The sequence below is a fragment of the Thermosulfuriphilus ammonigenes genome (genome assembly GCF_011207455.1).
GTDB classification, from domain to species: Bacteria; Desulfobacterota; Thermodesulfobacteria; order Thermodesulfobacteriales; family ST65; genus Thermosulfuriphilus; species Thermosulfuriphilus ammonigenes.
The window spans coordinates 2,204,664-2,219,857 of sequence record NZ_CP048877.1; the positions used below are offsets into that span (position 1 = coordinate 2,204,664).

General features: G+C 50.0%; 19 protein-coding genes. 10 read left to right on the forward strand and 9 right to left on the reverse strand.

All coding sequences use genetic code 11. The features are described from left to right. Positions 1–5: 5 nt before the first annotated feature. Complete coding sequence (gene ccsA, locus G4V39_RS10790) at positions 6–1,019, reverse strand: cytochrome c biogenesis protein CcsA (protein ID WP_210412109.1); 1,014 nt, start codon at positions 1,017–1,019, stop codon at positions 6–8. A gap of 145 nt (positions 1,020–1,164) precedes the next feature. On the opposite strand from ccsA, the gene G4V39_RS10795 reads away from it, so the two are divergent. The 4 genes from G4V39_RS10795 to G4V39_RS10810 all read left to right on the forward strand — a co-directional run bounded on the left by G4V39_RS10795 (position 1,165) and on the right by G4V39_RS10810 (position 2,216). Continuing rightward, positions 1,165–1,455: an ArsR/SmtB family transcription factor gene (locus G4V39_RS10795; protein WP_166032947.1), complete on the forward strand. Its 291-nt coding sequence runs from the start codon at positions 1,165–1,167 to the stop codon at positions 1,453–1,455. Then, positions 1,445–1,621 carry a hypothetical protein gene (locus G4V39_RS10800; protein ID WP_166032948.1) on the forward strand — a complete coding sequence of 59 codons (177 nt, stop codon included), beginning with the start codon at positions 1,445–1,447 and terminating at the stop codon, positions 1,619–1,621. Before G4V39_RS10795 ends, G4V39_RS10800 begins: the two co-directional genes overlap by 11 nt. A 39-nt stretch (positions 1,622–1,660) precedes the next feature. Further along, positions 1,661–1,906: a winged helix-turn-helix domain-containing protein gene (locus G4V39_RS10805; RefSeq protein WP_166032949.1), complete on the forward strand. Its 246-nt coding sequence runs from the start codon at positions 1,661–1,663 to the stop codon at positions 1,904–1,906. 100 nt (positions 1,907–2,006) lie between these two features. Continuing rightward, positions 2,007–2,216 (forward strand): sulfur reduction protein DsrE, encoded by a 210-nt coding sequence (locus tag G4V39_RS10810; RefSeq protein WP_166032950.1) that lies wholly within the window; start codon positions 2,007–2,009, stop codon positions 2,214–2,216. Between the two features lie 233 nt (positions 2,217–2,449). On the opposite strand, the gene G4V39_RS11255 is transcribed toward G4V39_RS10810, so the two are convergent. Continuing rightward, a complete protein-coding gene (locus G4V39_RS11255; RefSeq protein WP_210412112.1) occupies positions 2,450–2,632 on the reverse strand; it encodes a hypothetical protein in 183 nt (60 codons plus the stop codon). Between G4V39_RS11255 and G4V39_RS11460 the strand changes: the two genes are divergently transcribed. The 5 genes from G4V39_RS11460 (at position 2,589) to G4V39_RS10830 (ending at position 5,142) form a co-directional block, all read left to right on the forward strand. After that, positions 2,589–3,083, forward strand: a complete 495-nt coding sequence (locus G4V39_RS11460; protein ID WP_425505352.1) for a DUF5714 domain-containing protein — start codon at positions 2,589–2,591, stop codon at positions 3,081–3,083. The two genes, G4V39_RS11255 and G4V39_RS11460, sit on opposite strands and share 44 nt — an antisense overlap. A gap of 119 nt (positions 3,084–3,202) precedes the next feature. Beyond that, the gene (locus G4V39_RS10815) at positions 3,203–4,030 is read left to right on the forward strand and encodes a hypothetical protein (RefSeq protein ID WP_166032951.1); all 828 of its coding nucleotides are present in this window, start codon (positions 3,203–3,205) and stop codon (positions 4,028–4,030) included. A gap of 199 nt (positions 4,031–4,229) precedes the next feature. Next, positions 4,230–4,481 (forward strand): FtsB family cell division protein, encoded by a 252-nt coding sequence (locus G4V39_RS10820; protein ID WP_166032952.1) that lies wholly within the window; start codon positions 4,230–4,232, stop codon positions 4,479–4,481. 18 nt (positions 4,482–4,499) lie between these two features. After that, entirely contained in the window at positions 4,500–4,739 is a 240-nt protein-coding gene (locus G4V39_RS10825; RefSeq protein WP_166032953.1) for a hypothetical protein, read from the forward strand. Between the two features lie 7 nt (positions 4,740–4,746). Next, entirely contained in the window at positions 4,747–5,142 is a 396-nt protein-coding gene (locus tag G4V39_RS10830) for a HEPN domain-containing protein (protein ID WP_166032954.1), read from the forward strand. On the opposite strand, the gene guaB is transcribed toward G4V39_RS10830, so the two are convergent. From guaB to hcp, 7 genes are all read right to left on the reverse strand, one after another. Beyond that, on the reverse strand, positions 5,139–6,611 hold the full coding sequence (guaB, locus tag G4V39_RS10835; protein ID WP_166032955.1) for an IMP dehydrogenase: 1,473 nt from the start codon (positions 6,609–6,611) through the stop codon (positions 5,139–5,141). The genes G4V39_RS10830 and guaB overlap by 4 nt on opposite strands. Positions 6,612–6,632: 21 nt before the next feature. After that, positions 6,633–7,862: a Ppx/GppA phosphatase family protein gene (locus G4V39_RS10840; protein ID WP_166032956.1), complete on the reverse strand. Its 1,230-nt coding sequence runs from the start codon at positions 7,860–7,862 to the stop codon at positions 6,633–6,635. A 57-nt stretch (positions 7,863–7,919) separates the two neighbouring features. Next, positions 7,920–8,807, reverse strand: coding sequence for a signal peptide peptidase SppA (sppA, locus tag G4V39_RS10845; protein ID WP_166032957.1), 888 nt, complete (start codon positions 8,805–8,807; stop codon positions 7,920–7,922). A gap of 39 nt (positions 8,808–8,846) precedes the next feature. Continuing rightward, a complete protein-coding gene (locus tag G4V39_RS10850) occupies positions 8,847–10,571 on the reverse strand; it encodes a 30S ribosomal protein S1 (RefSeq protein ID WP_246169686.1) in 1,725 nt (574 codons plus the stop codon). 66 nt (positions 10,572–10,637) lie between these two features. Continuing rightward, positions 10,638–11,330 (reverse strand): (d)CMP kinase, encoded by a 693-nt coding sequence (gene cmk, locus G4V39_RS10855; RefSeq protein WP_210412114.1) that lies wholly within the window; start codon positions 11,328–11,330, stop codon positions 10,638–10,640. Continuing rightward, positions 11,327–12,412 carry a histidinol-phosphate transaminase gene (gene hisC / locus G4V39_RS10860; RefSeq protein WP_166032959.1) on the reverse strand — a complete coding sequence of 362 codons (1,086 nt, stop codon included), beginning with the start codon at positions 12,410–12,412 and terminating at the stop codon, positions 11,327–11,329. The genes cmk and hisC overlap by 4 nt, the downstream gene beginning before the upstream one ends. Positions 12,413–12,688: 276 nt before the next feature. After that, on the reverse strand, positions 12,689–14,320 hold the full coding sequence (gene hcp, locus G4V39_RS10865; RefSeq protein ID WP_166032960.1) for a hydroxylamine reductase: 1,632 nt from the start codon (positions 14,318–14,320) through the stop codon (positions 12,689–12,691). A 78-nt stretch (positions 14,321–14,398) separates the two neighbouring features. On the opposite strand from hcp, the gene G4V39_RS10870 reads away from it, so the two are divergent. Next, positions 14,399–15,079: a Crp/Fnr family transcriptional regulator gene (locus tag G4V39_RS10870; protein WP_166032961.1), complete on the forward strand. Its 681-nt coding sequence runs from the start codon at positions 14,399–14,401 to the stop codon at positions 15,077–15,079. The last annotated feature ends 115 nt before the right edge of the window (positions 15,080–15,194 follow it).

Genomic DNA, 15,194 nt, shown 5'->3' on the forward strand with positions numbered 1-15,194 from the left:
TCCATTTATTGCATAGTGTGCTGACCGGGAAAGAAGAAAGAGGCCAAGAAGGTGAAGACCATGGCCCCAAAGCAGAGAATTCCCAAAAAGGCTGAGAAATGCCACATCCATCGTCGGTGGATATACAGCCTTATATGGAGATAAGCGCTGAAAATGACCCACATCATAATGGAGGCGGCGATTTTAGGGTCCCACCACCAGTTTGGCCCCCAGGCTTTAAGAGCCCAAGGATAACCAAGGAGCATTCCTAAAGTGAGCAGGAAGAAGGCCAGCTTGGCCATAGAGTAGCTCATGGCCTCTATGGCCATCTGTCGGCGAAAGAGCATGAAAAGGCTACAGATAAAAACCACGCTTATGGCCGCATAAGAAAGAAAAAGGAGTGGGGGGTGAAACCACATGTATTCGGCATTGTAGTAAAAGACCATTTTGGAATAAAGCCTCATAAAGAGCCCCAGCTGGGCCATAGGAGCCAGATTTTGATTAAACCAGGGAGAAATTTCCTCGAAAAAGCGAGGCAGAGGCCTGGCGAAGGGATTGGCCCAAATGGCCATGATCCCTATCTGAATGGCCAACCCTAGGAGAAGGGCCCCTCGAAACCGGTGGTCTGAAAGACGCCTGTGGGCGTAAAGGGCCATAAAGGCATAACTCATGAACCAAAAATAATATTTTTCGTTTTCAATCCAAAGTGGGAGGATATATCGGGGGGGAGAAGAGGGGTTGTAAAGGGGGAGACCATAGGGAGATTTCTGATTGAGGTTAGAGAGATAGTGATTTAGCCATTTGGCAACCTCGTCAGGAAGCACAAGAGGAAGATGAAGATATATTTGGTAGTGAAGCCAAATGAACCAGAAGAAGCCGAGAAGAAAAACTCCTACCCCGGCTACAAGAATACCCAAGGAGAGTCTTTCGGCTACCGGGCGCGGGGAGAGAAGATTTACAGCACCCCAAAGGCCACTAGCACCCCCTACAGCTAAAAGGGCCCCCAACAATAGGCTTCCTACGGTTTTAAAGGTTTCCATCGGAATAAGGTCTTCCATAAGAGAGGCATTTTAACAGCCCCTCCGGTTCTTCCAAGAAAAAACAGCCCTGGCTCGAGTCCTTTGCTGGCCAAATGGAAGAAGTCATTTTAAGGTATAAGAACCTTTTTTCGCTTCAGAGGCGAAGATGGATCAAGAAACCACGGCCCGCTTCTTTAAAGCCCTGGGAGACATTAATCGCTTACGAATTGTCTTTTTCCTCCTCCAGGGAGAGCGCTCTGTGGGACGATTAGTTGAAGAACTTGGCCTTTCTCAACCTCTGGTCTCCCACCATCTCAAGGAGCTCAAAATGGGAGGAGTAGTCAAAACCAGGCGAAAAGGCCCCTTTATTTATTACAGCCTCAAGGATCCCCGGCGAATGTTAGAGATTCTTGAACAGGTCAAAAGGATTACCACCGGAGGGAACCATGGCTCTTAAGTACCAAGAATTAATTAAAGACCTAAGTCTAGAGGAAATCAAAGACCTCTTTTTGGCCCTGGCCTCACAGGTTTTTTCTCTTCTGGATGAGGAGTCTCAAAAGGAGATTGTCCTTCGGATGTTTGGCCATGAGGAGGGACAGATACCCTCGATGGTTTATTATTGACTGGCTAAGTGTCTTGACGCGGGAGTTGACCCGCGTTCCATGTGTCAGAGGCTGGTATCCACTGTAGATATAAGGAGAAAACTCTCCCAGGTGGCTCCAGAGGCCATAGTCAGCCTTTTTGAGGATTGGCTTGAAGAGCTAGAAGAGGCCATTTTAAACCATATTAAAGAGTATCCTACTATTTCTGATGAAGAGCTGGCTGAACAACTGAAGATCTCAAAGGAAGGGGTGACCTTTCTCCTTGACCGGATGGTCAAGGAAGGAAAGATTCGTTCTATTCCCTGATTTTTGTCCTTCCCAAAGATGAGCGCCTGAATTTTTCTTTTGATTTTTATAAATATATTTTTATATTCTTATATAAATTTCCGAAGGTAGGGAGGTAACTATGAGGTTTTTGATCCTTATTTCCTCGGATAATCCAGAGGTGGTCTGGAATGCCTTCCGAATCTCTAACCTCATTCTGGATCAGGGAGATCAGGCCTCGGTATTTTTAAATGGTCCTTCGGTGGCCTACCAAAAAATAGATTCTCAAAGGTTTCCTATCAGGAAATTGGCCAGGGATTTAGTCCTCAAAGGTGGTCATCTTTGGGCTTGAGGTAAGTCTATGGCCATCCACGGGGTGGGTGAGGACGACTGCTTACGGAAGGGGACTCAGAAACTTCTCTACGACCTCTCTAAAGAGGCCGAAAAAATAATCTCTTATTAGGAAGGAACACTGGGTAAGCTCTGCTGAAAGTCCAAAGAAAACCTTCCCGGGGTCTTCGGGAAGAAAAGTAATTGTTTTATCTGTGGGAAGCCTCTGCTTTACCTCAATGAAGGCCGATGGCTTCACTGCACGCTCTGTAACCAGGCGGTATTAGCCCACATCTTTTGCCCGGAAGGCCACTTTGTCTGCGAAAGCTGCCATAGAGAGCTGGCCGTAAAGGTAGCCCTTAAAATAGCAAAGGCCAATACCAGGCCGGACCCTATAGCGGTTACCACGGAGGTTCTAAAACGGACCAGTATTCCCATGCTTGGTTGCCACCACGCTTTTATAGCAGCCTTTTCTCTTCTTTCAGCCCTTAAGGCAGCAGGCCTCCCGGTTCCCCATGACGCTTTTGAGGAAGTTTCCCAGAGGACAGGGGCCCAAGCCATAAGCGGATACTGTGGTCTTACAGGGATTTGCGGCCTGATACCGTCCCTTGGAGCCTGCTTGTCCTTTCTCGTTGGGGCTCGTTGCGGGACGAAAAGAGAACAAAAGATGGTAATGGAATTTAATCTTCGCCTCCTTGAAAAGATATATCTCTTGCCTGCTCCAAGTTGCTGTAAGGCCTATATGTGGGCTGGTCTCGAGGAGGCAGTGTTTTTCTTCTCAAAAAGTTTTTCCCTTAAAGGACTCTTGTTTTCAAAACCCCTTTGTGAATTTTACAAAGACCATCCTCACGGATGTCCGGGGAGAAATTGCCCTTATTTTCCGACCTAACTGGTAAAAAAATCTTATCTTTTTCCGGTAAAAGCGAAAAATCAATCGATTTTTTTCTTTAAAGCTGCTTATATTAATTTTATTTTCAGGAATAGATTCCTAAAATGAGGAGAGTAGGGATGAAAAGATTTGGCGAAAAGTTTCCTCAGTATGATCCTTTAGAGGTCTATCAGCTTTTTGTTCCCGTTAGAGAGAAGGGGATCTTCGAGCACTATCGCCTGGCCAGGGAAAGCCTTCAGTACGTGGAGGACAGTCCTTTTGGGGGGCCGGAAGAGGGCCTCATAGCCCTTGAAAAGGAGGAGATTCCCGAAGAGCTCAAGTTATCTGTGGTGGCTGTGGCCCCCACGGCCACGGTCTATCCCATAACTGGTGATGAGGAGGGGCTTGCCGAAAGCATTAAAAAGACCCTGGCTTATTTCAACTATTATGTGGTGGAGCTTGGGGTAAATATCCTCACCGGTCAAGAATACTCTATACCCGAGTTCCTTTTAAGTGTGGGCCTTAGAGCTGATTCTCAAGAGTCCACCGCTGCTGTAGCCCATGATCTTTTTCCAAAGGATATCATTAAAAGGGTAGAGATAGTATCCGGTAAAATATCTCTTAACCTCAGCAAAGCCTTGACTTTTATCCCCAGTCCTTGGGGGAAAGTGGCCTCCGAGATTGTCTCCGAGATTCTACCTATAGAAATTAATCCCATCGAGTTTAATTGGGGTTATGATAAATACGAAATTGACGCCGCCGGCCGAAACAATTATCGAATTTACTGGAAAATCTACAAGACCAAAAATGTTCAAGCTTTTAACCCTCTCCTTACAGTAAGGGCCAAGAAAACAGCCAAGAGGATATCGGCCAGAGTAACAGCTCGTTATCGGATTAAGAGCGGTTGGTTTAGTAGCCTGGTAAAGGCCACTTTACCCCGGGAAGTTCCCATTTGGCCTCCGGTGTGAAGAAAGATCGCCTAAGAGAGGGGCCATGGTCTCTGGTTTCTGAGAACTTCAGATTAAGATTTGATGACAAATATTTTCTGAGAAACAATTTAACTTTGTTTGAATATCGCCACTCCTTATGCTATTCAATTAAAATATGGCACTAAGGCGACAGAGTCGAAGAAGATCCCGCCCCAAATCCCTAAATTGGTTTCTGATCTTGGGTCTTTTGGGAGCTATTTTTCTTATCTGGAACCTCTTTAGTCCTTATGGGCTTCTTCGTTATTATCAGCTTAAGGCCCGGGTAGCTGAGCTCTCTCAAGAAGTGGCGCTCCTGCGTCAGGATTGCCAGGATCTTAAGCAGCGTATTACTCTCCTTAAGAATGATCGAACCTATATTGAGAAGGTTGCCCGTCAGCGCTATGGTTTGGTTAAAAACAACGAAATCCTCTATCAGTTTCCCCAAAAATAATCCTCCAGGATCATCCCTATGTTAACGCTTAAAAAGGTTAGAGAGTTTAAGGAGTATCTGGAAAGCGGCCAATTTATGGAAGACTTTGACTACCGGACTCCTGATGGTCAGGCAGAGATGCTGGATATGATCGAGACCCTTTTTGAGATCTGCGAGTTGGCCGATGAGATTCTCACCAAAAGACTCTATCAACAGATGGCCGGTACCGTAGAAAAACCCACAGGGTTTACCCCTCTTGGAAAAAAAGAAGATGACTAACTGAGTTATGCCTTATTTTATCCGGGCCCGGACCTATTTTCGCTATGCGGGGGAAGAGCTGGCCCGGGCCAAGGAGCACTTTACTGAGGGGAGGTACCAAGAGGCTATATCTCTGGCGCGGGCGGCCGTTCTCTCGGCCTTAAAGGCCCTTTATGCCATAAATTATCCCCAGGCTCCCAATGGGCCGCCTGCTGAGGAGGAACTCCTTTCTGCCCTTGACCTCTGGCAAGATCCGGAACTCTCGGTTCGGATAAAAGAAATAGCCAAGAGTTTGGAAAAACTTACCTTGGAGCCAGCAGATCGTCCTCAGGCCGAGAGAGCCATCAGGCTGGCTTCAGACGTTGTTTCCCTCACTAAGAAGGCCTTGGGCCCTCTTCTGCCGCCACTGATGTCTAAATTCTAGCGTTCGATCCAGTAGTTGGGAGCCTCCTTAGTGATGATTACATCATGAACGTGGCTCTCTCTTAACCCCGCGGGGGTAATTTTGATGAATTTTGCCTTTTGACGAAGCTCCTCGATGGTCCGGCAACCAAGATAGCCCATACCGGATCGCAACCCTCCCACTAGTTGGAAGATAGTTGCCGCCAGGGGGCCTCTATAAGGCACCCGTCCTTCAACCCCTTCGGGGACAAGCTTGGAAGGTTCATCGAGCTGACCGTATCGTTCGCGACTCCCTTGACTTTTACGCATGGCTTCAAGAGAACCCATCCCTCGATAGACCTTATAGGTCCGTCCCTGAAAAAGGACTACCTCACCGGGACTCTCATCCGTGCCGGCAAAAAGAGAACCAATCATTACCGCATGGGCCCCTGCACCAATGGCTTTGGTAATGTCTCCCGAAAACTTCACTCCCCCATCGGCAATTACCGGAACATTGTGCTGGTTGGCCACCCGGGCGCAGTCGCTAATGGCAGTCAACTGGGGGACTCCAACTCCGGCGACAATGCGGGTAGTACATATGGACCCTGGGCCCACTCCCACTTTGATCCCATCGGCCCCAGCCTCAATAAGGGCCTTGGCCCCCTCAGCCGTGGCTACATTGCCAGCGATAAGTTGACAATCAGGGAAATGGGCCTTTATCTCCCTGACCGTTTCGATGACGTTTTGAGAGTGTCCATGGGCCGAATCGACAACAATAAGATCACACCCGGCCTTAAGGAGGGCCTCCACGTGGGCTAGTCTTTCCGCCCCCACTCCTACAGCAGCTCCCACCCGAAGACGACCAAGATCATCCTTGCAGGCATTAGGATACTTCTTCAGTTTTTCGATATCTTTTATGGTGATCAGGCCTTTGAGACACCCGCTCTCATCAACTACCAAAAGTTTTTCTATTCGGTGTTTGTGAAGAAGATGCTTTGACTCCTCTAGGGTGATCCCCGGTGGGGCGGTGACCAAATTCTCCGTTGTCATTACCTCTTTGACCGGGCGATCAAGATCTGTCTCAAAGCGGAGATCGCGGTTGGTAACGATGCCTACCAGGCGGCGCTTGTCATCCACTACCGGAACACCAGAGATCCGGAACTCAGACATAAGATTGAGAACCTCGCGGATCTTGGTTTCCGGAGTAACAGTTACCGGGTCGATAATCATGCCGCTTTCGCTCTTTTTGACCCGCTCGACCTCTCGGCACTGCTCCTCAATGCTCATGTTGCGATGGATGACCCCGATTCCCCCTTCACGGGCAATACTTATGGCCGTGCGACTTTCGGTTACTGTATCCATGGCCGCAGAAAGAAGGGGGATGTTGAGCTTTATCCCCGGGGTAATATAGGTGGAAACATCGACCTCTTTGGGTAAGACGGCTGAGGCCGCCGGGACCAACAGAAGGTCGTCAAAGGTATAACCCTCCCTGATTTCTTCAGGATTCAACATTATCTTGCCCCCCTGAAGGCTTTAGCTTTTAATCTGTGGCGAATGTGCCCCGAGCGATTTTTGGCCTTGGGCCAGAGATAGTAAAATGCCTTCCAGGATACCGGCATCACTGATCATCATCTCTCCAAGCCCAAGGTGCTCCAGGATCTTCAAGTAAATAAAGATGCCGGGGAGAATAATATCTTCTCGTCCAGGTTCAAGTCCTTTTAGGTGACGTCGGTCGGAGAGACTGAGATCCTTGATTCGGGAGAAAAGATTTAAGAGGGCCTCCCGCTTCACCCGGTAGCCCTGAATTCGGTCAGGATCATAGTGTTCCATCTGAAGCTGAAGGGCAGCGATACAGGTAGCTGTCCCTCCGGTGGCTACCAGGGAGTCTATAGGTAGAAGATCATTCCGGGGAAGCTCTTGGAGGCGTTCCTCGATAGCTTCTTCCAGAGCCTTTATCTCGGTATCCAGAGGAGGATCCTCATGAAGGAGACGTTCAGTGAGAGTGACCGCCCCAAGTTCCAGGCTAATGGTCTTGAGGGCCTTTCCAGCCTCAGCCAAAATGAATTCGGTAGAGCCTCCGCCGACATCAACTGTCAGAACCCGGTTCAAGTCTTTGGGAAGGGCAGCCAGAACCCCCTTTAGGGAGAGTTCGGCCTCTTTCTGGGGGTCAATGATTTGGATCTTTAACCCTAGCAACCTTTCGGCCTGGCGCTTAAATTCGATGGCGTTTCGAGCCTTGCGAAAGACAGCCGTTCCAGCGGCCAGGTAATCGGTTACCCGATAAAAACTCATGGCCTCTTCAAAGCGTCTTAGGCTTTCAAGGCCCCGACCGAAGGCCGCTGTTGAGATCTCGCCTGTTTCCGCCAATCCCTCTCCCAAACGGGTATTCTCCCGATCGCGGTAAAGGGTTCGAATTTGTCCGTTTATTACTTGGCCGATGAGAAGGCGGAAGGTCTGGGTTCCTAAATCAAGGGCGGCCAGAATAGGATGAGAGAGACGCTCTTTTAGATCTTTGCCCACCTTGAATATGACCCGGCGGCGCGGTGGAAGATCTTGACGCTTGCCGGTCTTAGGGTTGATAAAGACTCGAGCCTTTTGAGGGCGAACAATAAAACGGCCAAACCCTCTTATCTCCACCCGTTCCCCCTGGATCACGGCCTGGGTGAGCCGGGCAAAGATCTGATCAAGTATCTCCTCTAGATCCTTTTTCAGGTATTCGGGAAACTTCTCCGCTAGTCGATTGACTAAATCCTTCTTGACCATGGCTCAGATGATGCCCTTTCTTGAAAGAAGCAGGCCAAATGCCTGGTTGCGTTGGATTTAGTTAACAAACTGGGGAGCCAAATAACCTATACCAGAAAAGGTTACTGCCTGAGATACAGCCCCGGCTCCCTCACTAAAGAGGCTTTTGAGCAGAGAAAAGCGTTCCTTGGGAGGATAGACCAGCTCTACGGCACCAGTAATCCCAGCCATCTGAGCAGCAGCCTCCACCGCCGAGTCTAGATTACCAAGTTCGTCGATCAATCCGCGCTCCTTTGCCTCTCGGCCGGTGAAGATACGTCCGTCAGCCAGCTGGCGAACCTCCTCCAAAGGAAGCTTTCTGGCCTCGGCCACAGCAGCCATAAACTGGCGATGAACTTCGGACAGAAGACCCTGGATAAGGGTCTTCTCTTCCGGAGTTAACTCTCTGGTGACTGGGGTGAGGTCTTTGAAACGCCCGCTTTTTAAGGTTGTGGCTCCAATGCCAAGTTTTTTCATAAGTCCAGCAAGATTGGGGAGCTTCATAATTACGCCAATGCTTCCGGTGATAGTCCCCGGATTGGCATAGATCTTTTCTGCTCCCAGGGCAATATAATATCCTCCTGAGGCGGCCACCGAGCCCATGGAGGCCACAGTAGGCTTAATCTCCGAAAGCTCCCTTAGGGCCTGATAGATCTCCTGAGAGGCTCCCACACTTCCTCCAGGACTCTCGATGCGGACCACCACCGCCTTTATGTCCTCACGGTCCCTGAAGGCGCGAATATCTTTAAGTATGCGGTCACTGTTGGAAATAAGGCCCTTGATTTCGATTATCCCAACCCGGTCGGCCGTGGGAAGGACTGGGGCCCCTCTTGAAAAGAGGAACCCCAGAATAAAAATCAGGACAATAAGAAAGAGAAATAGAGCCCCTAAAAAGGCCAGCCCGATGACAATGGGACTGCTTCTCACCTCTAGCTTGCCTTTCCCTTAAACGGGGGCCATGGTCATTTATTTCTTTCCGCTAGTCAGACCTTCTTTTAAAAGGGCCCCCAAGGTCGTTGTGGCCCCGGAACTCTCTTTAACGTAGTCAAGGTAATAGGATCTCTCCTCATCTTCGGCCATTCGCCGAATAGAAAGACCCATTTTACGTCTTTCCGGATCAAGGTTGATAACCTTAGCCGTTACCTTGTCTCCAACTTCATAGGTACCCACAGCAGATTTAAGGCGCTTGTCTGAAAGCTCAGAGACATGAATGAGCCCCTCAATACCTTCTTCAATCTCTACAAAGACACCGAAGTCAGTCACGTTAGTTACCGTACCCGTGACTTTGGTGCCTACAGGATACTTTTCTTCTACAGATTCCCAGGGGTCTGGGGTGAGCTGTTTTATACCTAAAGAGAACCGCTCCTTTTCTCGATCTATGTTGAGGACTACAGCCTGGATGGTGTCTCCCACCTTGTATTTATCGGCCGGGTGTCGCAGTCTGCGGCTCCAGGAAATGTCAGAGATATGAATAAATCCGTCTATTCCCTCCATTATGCCTACGAAAAGACCAAAATCGGTGATGTTTTTGATGGTGGTCTCAATGGTTGTCCCCGGAGGGAATTTCTCCATAACGATGTCCCAGGGATTGGGTTCTACCTGTTTAAGAGAGAGGGAGATCCTCCGGGCTTCCGGATCCAGGCCGATGACAGCTACAGTAACCACGTCTCCCACCTGAAGAACATCTTTAGGATGGCGGACCTTTTTGGTCCAGGACATCTCGGAGATATGGATCAGGCCTTCGACTCCAGGCTCAAGTTCGACAAAGGCTCCATAGTCTGTAAGGTTGACCACCTTCCCCTGAACCTTGGAACCAAGGGGATACTTTTCTTCTACAGATTCCCAGGGGTCTGGGGTGAGCTGTTTTATCCCCAGGGAAATCTTCCGTTTTTCTCGATCGAACTTAAGAACCTTAACAGTAATCTTATCCCCGACCTTAAAGAGATGGCCCGGGTGTTCAACACGCCCCCAAGATATATCAGAGACGTGTAAGAGACCGTCTATCCCGCCAAGATCCACAAAGACACCGTAGTCAGTAATATTTTTGACCACTCCTTCACGTACCTGTCCCTCTTCCAGGCTGGCCAAAGTCTCTTCCTGCTTTCTCTTCAGCTCCTCTTCTAAGAGTTCTCTTCGGGAGACAACGACGTTGTCTCTTTTGCGATTGTATTTAAGGACCTTGAAGTTAGTCTCAAGTCCAATAAGAACCTCCGGATCTCTGACGGGGCGTATATCAGCCTGTGAGAAGGGCAAAAAGGCCCTTACTCCACCTAGATCTACAGAGAACCCTCCTTTTATCCTTTCCAGGATGATCCCCTCAATAGGAGTACCCTCCTTGTGGGCCTCCTGGATCTTTTCCCAAGTTTGGATACGAATGGCCTTGCGGTACGAAAGGCGCATAAGACCATCCTTGCCGCTCAGGCGTTCGATCATTACCGGAATCTCGTCGCCCTCCTGGATGGTCAAGGTGCCGTTGGGGGTCTTAAACTCTCGGGCCGGAATCTGCCCTTCACATTTGTAGCCTACATCGACCATGACCCATTCTTGGTCGATACGGACAACCTTACCTGGCAGGATCTCCCCGGCATGAAGCTCTGGCAGCCCCTGCTCAAGGAGGGATTCAAAACTCTGGCTCAGCTCTTCATCCTGCCCAGAAGAGCTGAGGTTTTGGGTTTGATCTACCATTTCCATCAACATTGGACCTCCTTAGAATTTAAAAACGTCTCCTTATACCAGAGCCCCCCTGATAATTCAACGTTAACTGGAGAGCTTGCAGAAGGAAGGGATTTTCTCCTCTATAAGTCTTAATATTTGCTCTAAAACCTCTTCGATTTTGAGGCCTGTGGTGTCGATGATCACGGCCTCCGGGGCTGGCTTTAAAGGGGCCAAACGGCGACAGCTATCGTTTTTATCTCGGAGACGCTGCTGCCGGAGGACTTCTTCATAGGAAATTTCTTCCCCCCGCTGTTTAAGCTCCAGCCAACGTCTTCTGGCCCGCTCTTCATCTGAGGCAGTAATGAAGAATTTGGCTTCCGCCTCTGGAAAGACCACCGTACCGGTATCGCGTCCCTCGGCTACTATTCCCCCCTTTTGGCCCATCTGACGCTGGAGCTCGGTGAGATAGGCCCTCACTTGGGGGTGGGCTGAAACCTTAGAGGCCGCTAGAGACACTTCGGGGGTGCGGATCTGGTTGGTGACATCTTCTCCATTGAGAAAGACCGCTGCTCCCTGTTGGCCTGGTCTTAGTTCCAGTCGGAGTCCGTCAAGAATAGAAGAGACGGCTTCTTGGCTCCCGGGATCTATCCCCACTCTCAGGGCTGCCAGACCCACGGCCCGATACATGGCTCCAGTATCCAGATAAGTGTAACCCAGTCTCTGGGCCAGGAGTCTGGCCACCGTGGACTTTCCGGCCCCGCTTGGTCCATCAATGGTGATGACCAGCCCCTTCACTGAAGAATCTCCCTCAGTTCTTTGATCAATCTTTGGTTTTCTTCAGGAAGGCCCACGGTGATCCGGATACAATTTTCAAAACCATAAGAATCCATCGGCCTGACAATAACCCCTTGGTGTAGAAGGGCCTCGTACACAGGTCTCGCTGGTCGGCGCAGATCTACCAGAATAAAGTTCGTCTGGGTTGGGTAGGGGAGGAGCCCCAAGGCAACAAGTTCTCGATTTAAGAAGTCCACTCCCTCCCATATAATTCTTTGAACCCGGCTCAGATAGTTGCGATCCTTCAGCGTGGCCGTTGCCGCTACCTGAGCCATCAGGTTGGTATTAAAAGGCTGGCGGATTTTTTCCAGAATGGTGGCTATCTTCGGAGCCATTACCCCATAGCCAATTCGCAGTCCGGCCAGACCATAGGCCTTGGAGAAGGTCCTTAAAACAATAATTCTTTCGTCATCCCGGAAAAATGACAGCCCAGAGACCACCTCCTGGTCTCTAACAAACTCAAAGTAGGCTTCATCAAGAACCAGCAGCACATTAAGGGGAAGATCGGCCAAGAAAGACTCCAGCTCGCCGATCTTCAGAGCGGTCCCGGTAGGATTATTAGGGTTGTCCAGGAAAATTATTTTGGTTTTTGAGGTAACGGCCCGAAGGATCCCCCCCAGATCATGGCGCATTTCCTTAAGGGGCACGGAGATGGCCTTTCCGCCGGCTATCCGAACGAATCTCTCATACATCAAAAAGGTGGGCCGACTGATAATGATTTCCTCTTCCTCAGAAACAAAGGCCCGGATCAGAAAATCAATGATCTCGTTTGATCCATTGCCAATGACCACCTCTCGGGGAGAAAGCCCCAGGGTTTCTTTAAGGGCCTCCCGGAGCTCAAAGGCTGCTCCGTCTGGATAGCGGTTGACTGTGGGGGCTGTTTTGATGATGGCTTCAAGGGCCTGAGGAGAAGGTCCAAGAGGATTTTCATTTGAGGCCAGTTTGATAATTTCCCCCTTAAGGCCGAGCTCACGCCTTAGTTCTTCGATGGGTTTCCCAGGACGGTAGGCAGGAACCTGTTGAAGGTAGGGTTTGGCTTCCATGGCAGGGTAAATAACACCACCTTCTTTCTCCTGGCAAGTCGTCGTTGAAAAATCCAGAACTCCTTTTGGTTTTACGTCTTAAAAAGGGAGGTTGACGGCTGTTGTTAGCTCACTTGGCCTGAAGAAGACCTTGAAGGGAGTAAAATCTAGGAGGCTAGCGGCTGTCTTTTGAATCTTAATCCGGGCTTGGGTCTTATTAAGATAAGGCCTCTTATATTCCTTGAAAGTTTAAGGGAAAAAGAAAGGGGGAGCGATACGCTCCCCCTCTTCTTGTCGTTAGCCACCGAGGCAGGCCTTGATGTCTTCATCAGGGGTGGAGATGGGCTTTATTTGGTAGTTTTCCACCAAGAAGTTAAGGACGTTGGGGGTGATAAAGGCTGGCAGGCTGGGGCCAAGACGGATGTTTTTGATCCCCAGATAGAGGAGGGAGAGAAGGATAGCTACAGCCTTTTGCTCATACCAGGAGACAATCAGGGAAAGGGGCAGTTCATTAACGTCCACGTTGAAGGCCTTAGCCAGGGCCAAAGCTATCTGGACGGCGGAATAGGCATCGTTACACTGGCCGATGTCAAGGAGCCTGGGGATGCCGCCAATGTCGCCTAAATCTTTATCAAAGAAGCGGAACTTACCACAGGCTAAGGTAAGAATGATGCAATCCTGGGGCACCTTTTCTACAAACTCGGTGTAATAGTTGCGGACCGGTTTGGCCCCGTCACAACCGCCCACCAAGAAGAAGTGTTTTACGGCTCCGCCCTTCACAGCCTCGATGACCTTGTCAGCCACCGAGAGGACAGCGTTTCGAGCAAATCCGGTAAGCACGGTTTTGCCCTCTTTGTCCTCGGTGAAGCCCTCCATGGATTCGGCCATCTGGATGACCGGGGTGAAGTCAAGCTCCTTGAGGTGCTTGACTCCCGGGAAGCCTACCGGCCCTAGGGTGAAGACCCGGTCCTTGTATGTTTCTTTGGGAGGAACGAGACAATTGGTGGTCATGACAATGGGGCCCGGGAAATCAGCGAACTCCTTTGTCTGATTCTGCCAGGCCGTTCCATAGTGGCCATAGAGGTGGGGATACTTCTTCTTGAGCCCGGGATAGCCGTGGGCCGGAAGCATCTCTCCGTGGGTGTAGACATAAATTCCCTTGCCTTCGGTCTGCTTAAGAAGGGCCTCTAAGTCTTTGAGATCGTGGCCGGAGACCAAGATGGCCTTCCCCTTCTTGTGTCCTAGGGGCACCGGAGTGGGCTCAGGATGGCCAAAGGTAGAGGTGTGGGCTGCATCCAGAAGCTCCATGGTTCGGAGGTTAATCTCTCCTACCTTAAGGGCGATGCCTACCCAGTCGTTAAGAGAGAGGTCATCACGGGTGAGGTTGGCCATGGCCTCGTGCATGAAGGCGTAAACCTTGGTGTCTTCTTGACCTAGTTCTTGGGCGTGGTAGGCGTAGGCAGCTACCCCTTTTAAACCATAGAGGGTGGTCAGCTTGAGAGAAAAAATGTCTTGATCTTTGGCCTTCTCCGGTCGAAGCTCTACTTCATCTCCCTGTTTGATAAGTTCTTCCATGCTCTGGGCCGGGACAAAAGCGGCTGGGCCGGAGAAGTCAGTCTTTCCGCCGGCGGCCTTGACCTTTTCTTTAAGGCGGTCCCGAAGTTCTACGGCCTTAAAAATATAGTCTTTGATGCGCTCAGGGTCGAAATTGACGTTGGTCAGGGTGGAAAAGAGGGCCTCGCAGGTAAAGACATCCGCCTCTTTGTCTTCCACTCCCACCTTACGGCCCTCATTGGCCACCTCACTTAAGCCCTGAAGGGCATAAACCAGTAGATCCTGCAAGAGATCAACCTCTTCCGTCTTGCCGCAGACTCCGATCTTGGTGCAGGCCTGGCCCTTGGCGGTTTGTTCGCACTGATTACAGAACATACTTACACCTCCTTGTTTTTGATGGTGGATCTAAGGTAGGATATCGGACGACTTATCTCTTTGATATAGGTCAAAACTTTGAAAGGCAAGAACTTTTTTCTTCAAATACCTCTTTTTGAAGGTCTTCCGGAAGAAAATTTATCTCTTCTCCGAAAGATAGCTCAAGAGAAGAGATATCCGGCCAAAACGCTTGTTTTTTCCGAAGGAGACGAGGCTACAGGCTTCTATGTGGTTATTTCGGGACGGGTAAAAATTTTTAAGGTCTCGGCCAGTGGTAAAGAGCAGATTCTGCACATATTCGGCCCTGGAGAGCCCTTCGGAGAGGTGGCCGTCTTTGCGGGGATGAATTTTCCTGCCTACGCCCAGACCCTTGAGGAAAGCCACCTGCTTTATTTTCCCCGAAAAGATTTTGTCCGCCTCATTGAACAGGAGCCTTCTTTAGCCCTCAACATGCTGGCGGTGCTTTCCCGGCGTCTTCGTCAGTTTGCAGCCATGATAGAGGCGCTGGCCTTAAAGGAGGTCTCTGAGAGGTTGGCAGCCTACTTGTTGCTTTTGGCCGAGCGCCAGGGAAGGGAGCTGGTAGAGCTTGAGATCAACAAGGGACAGCTGGCTTCTCTCCTGGGTACCACTCCTGAGACCATCTCCCGGGTCTTTACTCGATTGGCCAGAGAGGGCTATGTGGAGATGGAAGGGCGCCGCATCCACCTTCGGGCCAAAGAGGCCCTTCAGGAGCTGGCGGCCGGGTTAAGGCGCCTTTGATTAAGTTTGCCTTCTTCTGCAAATTTTGCATCTTTCATCAGTAAATCTCCACCTAAGGGGCTCTAGTAGCCACTGTGTGTGGCTGATCTTTAGCCTCTCTTCTTTGGCAAGGTCT